Annotated in this window: 6 protein-coding genes; 1 reads left to right on the top strand and 5 read right to left on the bottom strand. The window is 75.4% G+C overall.

The features are described 5' to 3' along the window. From AB7J25_RS29575 to AB7J25_RS29555, 5 genes are all read right to left on the bottom strand, one after another. Positions 1–494: ABC transporter permease (locus AB7J25_RS29575; protein ID WP_428514493.1), on the bottom strand; the 494-nt coding region annotated here is incomplete at its 3' end. A gap of 13 nt (positions 495–507) precedes the next feature. Next, on the bottom strand, positions 508–1,587 hold the full coding sequence (locus AB7J25_RS29570) for an ABC transporter ATP-binding protein (RefSeq protein ID WP_428514491.1): 1,080 nt from the start codon (positions 1,585–1,587) through the stop codon (positions 508–510). Positions 1,588–1,668: 81 nt separating this feature from the next. Then, positions 1,669–4,521, bottom strand: coding sequence for an EAL domain-containing protein (locus tag AB7J25_RS29565; RefSeq protein WP_428514489.1), 2,853 nt, complete (start codon positions 4,519–4,521; stop codon positions 1,669–1,671). Positions 4,522–4,704: 183 nt separating this feature from the next. Next, positions 4,705–5,898 (bottom strand): NAD(P)-dependent malic enzyme, encoded by a 1,194-nt coding sequence (locus AB7J25_RS29560; RefSeq protein WP_428514487.1) that lies wholly within the window; start codon positions 5,896–5,898, stop codon positions 4,705–4,707. Positions 5,899–6,192: 294 nt separating this feature from the next. Further along, complete coding sequence (locus AB7J25_RS29555; RefSeq protein ID WP_428514485.1) at positions 6,193–6,516, bottom strand: S24/S26 family peptidase; 324 nt, start codon at positions 6,514–6,516, stop codon at positions 6,193–6,195. Between the two features lie 94 nt (positions 6,517–6,610). Here AB7J25_RS29555 and AB7J25_RS29550 point away from each other — a divergent pair. Further along, the coding region (locus tag AB7J25_RS29550) for a superoxide dismutase [Ni] (protein WP_428514483.1) at positions 6,611–6,827 on the top strand (217 nt) is incomplete at its 3' end.

Genomic DNA, 6,827 nt, shown 5'->3' with positions numbered 1-6,827 from the left:
AGCCCGCCCAGCCCGACCAGCGCACCGACCGTCACCAGGCTCATGTTCGACACGGCCGCCACCCGCAGCCCCGCGATCACCACCGGCACCGCCAGCGGCAGCTCGACGCCGACGAACCGGCGCGCCGGCGAGAACCCCATCGCCGTCGCCGCCGCCGTGACCACCCCCGGAACGGCGTCCAGCGCGTCCGCGACCGAGCGCACGAGCAGCGCCACCGTGTAGATCGTGAGCGCGACGACGACGTTCAGCGGATCGAGGATCTGGATGCCCAGCAGCAGCGGCATCATCACGATCAGCGCCAGGGACGGGATCGTGTACAGCAGCCCCGTCACCGTGATGATCACGGTGCGCACCGTCGGGTTGAGGGTGGCGACCCAGCCCAGCGGCAGCGACACCACCAGGCCGAGCACCACCGGGACCAGCGCGAGCCAGATGTGCTGGAGCGTCAGCTCCCAGATGAGCTCGGCGTTGCGGGGGATCCAGCCCCAGGCCACGGTCGCGCCCCGCTCAGGCCGCGGCCTGCTCGCGCCGGGCGTCCGCGAGTGCGGCGAGGACGTCGTCCGCGCTCACCGACCCCACGACCCGCCCGTCCCCGTCGACGGCGACGCCCTGACCGGACGGGGAGGACAGCGCCGCGTCCAGGGCGCTGCGCAGCGACCCCGACCCCACCTCGTAGAGCGTCCCGCCCGGCACCAGGTGCTCGGCGTCGGCGGGCGCCTCCCCGGTGATCCAGCCCTGCGGACGGAGCTCGGCGTCCACGACGAGGCGCCAGCCCGTGTCGCCGTTCGCCGCCTCTCCCAGTGCGACGGTGGGCAGCTCGCCGAGCGGCAGCTCGTCGGAGAGGAACCCGAGACCGCGGTAGCCGCGGTCACGCCCCACGAAGCCGTCCACGAACCCGTCAGCGGGCCGAGCGAGCAGCACGCCGGGCTCGTCGTACTGCGCGAGACGCCCGCCCACCCGGAAGACCGCCACCCGGTCGCCCAGCTTGATGGCCTCGTCGATGTCGTGGGTGACGAACACGATCGTCTTGCCGAGCTCTCCCTGCAGCCGCAGCAGCTCGTCCTGCAGGCTCTCACGGACGACGGGATCGACCGCGGAGAACGGCTCGTCCATCAGCAGGATCGGCGGATCGGCGGCCAGCGCGCGGGCGACGCCGACGCGCTGCTGCTGTCCACCGGAGAGCTGCACCGGGTAGCGCGTGGCCATCTCGGGCGCGAGCCCCACCATCTCCATCAGCTCCGCAGCCCGGGCCCGGGCGCGCTTGCGCGACCAGCCCAGCAGGAACGGCACGGTGGCGACGTTGTCCAGCACGGTGCGGTGCGGGAAGAGCCCCGCCTGCTGGATCACGTAGCCGATCCCGCGGCGCAGCTTCGCCGGGTCGCCCCGGGTGACGTCGTCGCCGTCGACGAGGATCGCCCCCGACGTGGGCTCGATCATCCGGTTGATCATCCGCAGGGAGGTGGTCTTGCCGCACCCCGACGGGCCGACGAATACCGTGACGCCGCCCTGCTCGACCGTGAGGCTCAGGTCGTCCACGGCGACGGTGCCGTCGGGGAACCGCTTCGTGACCCCGCGGAACTCGATCATCCGGGCACAGTAACCCGATCGGGGGGGCGCCGCGAGTGCTGTGACCGGACCGGGACCCTCAGCGTGACGCTGCGCGCAGGCTCACCGGGGCACGTCGAGCCGGTCCCCGACGAGGAGCGCCCGCAGGCCGTCGGACGGCATCGCGCGTGCGAAGAGCCATCCCTGGAAGGAGTCGATCCCCAGCCCGAGCAGTGCCCGGTACTGCTCGGGGGTCTCCACGCCCTCGGCGACGACGGCGCAACCGAGCACCCGGGCCAGCTCGACGACGGCGCGGGCGACCGCGGCGTCCGTGGGGTCCGCGGCGACACCGGTGACGAACGAGCGGTCCAGCTTCACGACGTGCGCGGACAGGTCGCGCAGCCGGGAGAGGCCCGACCAGCCGGTGCCGAAGTCGTCCACCGCGAACCGGACGCCGCGCCCGGCCAGCTCCGCCATCGCGGTGCGGGCCCCGGGCGGGAGCTCCACCAGGCTGGACTCGACCAGCTCCAGGACCAGTCGGTGCCAGCCGAGCCCCGCCGAGTCCACGGCACCGGTCACGGCGGCGACGAACCCCGGGTCTGCGGGCAGCAGCCCGGCGAGGTTGACGGCGACGGCGGGCACCCGGCCGTCGTGGGCGGGCCAGCGGGCCGCCTCGCGGCAGGCCGTGCGCAGGACCCACAGGTCGAGCTCGCGCATCAGGCCGCACCGCTCGGCGATCGGCAGGAACTCCCCCGGCGGGATCGGGCCGCGCTCCGGGTGCTCCCAGCGCACCAGCGCCTCCGCGCTGCGCACCACGCCGTCCGGGCCGACGACGGGTTGGAAGTGCAGCACCAGCCCCGCGGCGTCCGCGGCCCCGGGGGTGGCGAAGGCGGCGCGCAGGTCCGCCTCCAGCCGCAGCAGCGCACCGGCCGAGGCGACCAGCCCCGGCGACGCGACGGCGTACCCGGCACGGCGGGCCTTCGCGTCGCGCATCGCGATCTCGGCGTGCCGGACCAGGTCGTCCGCCGTGGTGGCGCCCCCGGCGCACGCGACCCCCGCCGAGGCCGTGAGCCGCACGGGACGCCCGTCGACCATCATCCCCCCGGAGAGGATCCCGACGACGCTGCGCGCGAGCCCCGCCGGCCCGCCGTCGGGCGCGTGGTCGGCGCACACCACGAGGAACTCGTCGCCCGCCAGCCGTGCCGCCGTGCAGCCCTCGGGCAGCTCGTCGTCCAGCCGCCGGGCGAGCGTGGCCAGGACCGCGTCACCGGCGCCATGGCCCGCGGCGGCGTTGACCCGCCCGAAGCCGTCCACGCCGGCACACACCACGGCGACCGACCCGGGCCGCGGCCCGGCCAGCAGCGCGTCGAGCCGTTCCACCGCCGCGGCACGCATCGGCAGCCCGGTGACGGCGTCGGTGTGCGCGACCCGGCGCAGCGTCTCCTGCGCGGCGCGGCGCTCGGCGAGATCGGAGCACACGATCATCCAGAACCAGCCGCCGTCCTCGGTGGCGGTGACCGAGATCCGCAGGTCCGCCCACGCGGTGGAGCCGTCGCCGCGGCGCAGCGCCACCGCGTCGACGGCGTAGCCGTGCTGGGGCCCCGGGCGGATCAGGCGCAGCCACTGCGGGAACGCCCCCGCCGGCCGCTCCTCCGCCGGGTCGACCGCCAGCGACGACACCGGCAACCCGCGCAGCCGTTCCACCGGCGTGCCGAGCATCGCCGCCATCGCGGGGTTCGCGTCCACGATCCGCCCGCCCGGTTCCACCATCGCGACCCCGCCGGGCAGCACTGCGACCAGGTCGGCGAACCGGCGCCCCGACCGCGCCGCCCGCTCTGCGGCCACCCGCTGGGCGGTCACGTCGCGCACGACCCCGACCAGCCGGGCGGGCGCCCCGTCCTGGCCGTACTCGACCTCGGCCCGGCACTCCAGCCGGAACCCGCCGGGCAGCTCCAGGTCCGCCGACACGGTGTGCCGCCGGTCGCCCCCGGCACGCAGCGCCGCGCACAGGCGCGCCACCTGGTCGCCCTCCAGCCGCGCGCGGCCCCGGGCCGGGTCCAGCCCGACGGCCCGGTACAGGTCCTCCAGCGCGGCGCTGCGGCGCAGCGTGCCGGAGGCGAGCTCGTAGGTCCACGTGCCGGCGTGCGCGAGCCGCTCCAGCTCGTCGGTGCGGCGGCGCTCCGCCGCACGCTCCTCCTCCGCGGTGGCCCCCAGCTCGACGAGCACGACCGCATGCAGCTCCCGGTCGGGCACGTCCCAGCGCAGCACGCGCACCCGGACGAGCCGTCCGTCCGGGCGTACCAGCCGCGCGTCACTGTCCGGGCCCACGACGAGCTGCGGCAATCGCATCCCGAACAGCCCGGCAGAACCCGCAGAAGCCTGGGCCGCGCCCGCACCGGAACCCCCGGCGGAGCGGCCCGCGAGCACGAGCAGCGCCGCGTTGACCCGGACGATCCGGTCCGAGCCGTCGCACACCAGCGCGGGAGCGGCGGGCAGCGGCACGCTCTCCGGTCCGGCGGGCGCAGGCGCGACGGTGTCCCCGGTGGCGTCGCGGCCCGGTGAGGTGGCCACCACCTCGTGCGGCGCGGGCATCGGGCGCCCCACCGCCGGCATCCGGCCGGATCCCCCGGGCGTGTTGGGTGACGGCACGAACGGCTCCCGGCCGACGACGGCCCGGGCCACCCGGTCCGCGAACACCGTCATCTCCGGCGACGCGGGCCTGCTGCCGAACACGGCCTGGCGGGCACGGCGCAGCTCCGCGCGCGCGACGGCGGTCAGCCCGGGCTCCGGCGCGGACGGCGTCGCACCGTGCTGCAGGGCCGCGACGACCGGCATCGACGGCACGCCCGCCGGCACGGCGGTCCGGCCTGCGGCGTCGGCCGGACCGACCTGCTCGGCAGCGGGGTGCGGGTGCGGGCGCGGCCGGGGGGCAGGCCGGGGATCGACGTGGCCCGGACCGTCCACCGGCTCCACCATCTGCGTGCCTCCCGCGTCGTGCCGTCACCCGTCACCCGGTGAAACGACGCAGTGCGACGAAAGACACGCTGAAACGTCCCGATCGGAGGAAGCGGACCCCCACAGGCCACCTGATCGGTGGACGCTGAGTAGTGGCCACGCCGGTGTGGGCGGCATGTCGCAGGTCAGAGCGTTCGGTGTACGTCACCCAGCGTGAGATGCGTGCATGACGGCCGCCGCCACCGCCGGTGCCACGCGCGGATCGAACGGGCTCGGCACGATCCGCTCCGGCGCCAGGTCCTCGCGCGCCACCTCGAAGATCGCCTCCGCGGCCGCGAGCTTCATCGCCTCGGTGATCCGCCGTGCACCCGCGTCGAGCGCGCCCCGGAACACGCCCGGGAACGCCAGCACGTTGTTGATCTGGTTCGGGAAGTCGCTGCGGCCCGTCGCGACGATCGCGGCGTGGCGGGCCGCGACGTCCGGGTGCACCTCGGGGTCCGGGTTCGAGAGCGCGAACACGATCGCCTCCGGCGCCATCGTCGCGAGCAGCTCGTCCGGAAGCGTCGCGCTCGACAGGCCCACGAACACGTCCGCGCCCGCCATGGCCTCGGCGATCCCGCCCGCGACCCCGCGGGGGTTCGTCCCGGCCGCCAGCAGGGCCTTCTCCCCGCCGCGGGTGGCGTCGAGGATCCCGCGCGAGTCGAGCACCACGACGTCGCGGACCCCGGCGGCCAGGAGGATCCGCGCGCACGCCACGCCGGCCGCACCCGCACCCGAGATCACGACCCGCAGGCCCGCGAGCTCGCGCTCCTGCACCGCGCAGGCTCCGCGCAGCGCCGCGAGCAGCACGATCGCGGTGCCGTGCTGGTCGTCGTGCATGACGGGGCAGTCCAGCGCCTCGACGAGGCGGCGCTCCAGCTCGAAGCAGCGCGGCGCCGACACGTCCTCCAGGTTGACCGCTCCGAAGCTCGGCCGCAGCCGCACCAGCGTCTCGACGATCTCGTCCACGTCCGTCGTGTCCAGCACGATCGGGATCGAGTCCAGGCCGCCGAACGTCTTGAACAGCGCGGACTTGCCCTCCATCACCGGCAGCGACGCCCGCGGCCCGATGTCGCCCAGGCCGAGGACCGCCGTGCCGTCGCTCACCACCGCCACCAGCCGACCGGCCCATGTGTAGCGGTGCGCGAGGCGGGCATCGGCCGCGATCGCGCGGCTCACCTCCGCGACGCCGGGGGTGTAGGCGATGGCGAGCTCCCGCGCGTCCGAAAGGGGCGCGGTGAGGCCGGTGGCGAGCTTGCCGCCCTCGTGGGCGGCGAAGATCTCCTCACCGGTGGGGACGGTGCTGATCTCGGCACTGATCTCGGTACTGATCTCGGGGCGGTTCTCGACGGTCGTCATGGCAGACCACTTCCTCGTGCGCTGCTCGGGGAGCGCCTCGCGGGCATTCTCGGTGCCGTACACCGGAAGTCCGCGGGGTGGCGGCGGTCGCGGTGCCGGACGGCCGTCGCGCGGGGCGCCGCGGGATGGCGGCGGACCGGGCGGGCCGGACGGGTAGGTCGACCAGGGTAGCGGTGATCGCGGCCGGGCGCCGCCGAGTTGTGCGGGGCGCCACGCCGGCGCCGCCCCGCAACGAGCGGCGCGTTCGTCCAACTGAGTTGGACGAACGCGCCGCTCGTTGCGGTGGTCAGGCTGTCAAGCGCGGGAGCGCAGCCGCCCGGGGCGGGGCCAGCACCGCGCGCGGACCACCGCGAGCACCTCCGCCGCGCCGAGGACGTCGGAGTCCGTGGTGCCGAACGGGTTGTCCCCGCGTACCCACCAGCCGTCCCCGTCCGGGCGCACCGCCCGCTTCACCGACAGCTGCCCCGGACGCGACGCCCACCGCACCAGCACGACGTCCCCGGCCTGCGGGCGGGCGCCGAACCGCGCGAGGACGACGTCACCGTCGGCGAGTGTCGGCGACATCGACGGCCCGCGCACCGTCACCCGCCGCCAGACCAGCCAGCCCGGCCAGACCACTGTGGCTCCCTCGTCACATCGGTGTTCGTTGGGTCCGGCCCGGGTACCGCGAGTAGTGTCGGACCAGCCAGAACGATCATCTCAGGGAGGACCCATGGGGATTCTGTCCCTCTTCCGCCCCCGCCTGGAGGCCACCGCGCACTGCGACCTCCCGTGTGGCGTGTACGACCCGGCCCAGGCCCGCATCGAGGCCGAGTCGGTCAAGGCCATCCAGGAGAAGTACCAGGCCAACGAGGATCCGGTGTTCCGCGCCCGCGCCATCGAGATCAAGGAGCAGCGCTCCGACCTCGTGAAGCACCACCTGTGGGTGC

The sequence above is a fragment of the Pseudonocardia sp. genome (assembly GCF_050246655.1).
GTDB lineage: Bacteria > Actinomycetota > Actinomycetes > Mycobacteriales > Pseudonocardiaceae > Pseudonocardia.
This window is presented reverse-complemented; position numbering and strand designations above follow the sequence as displayed.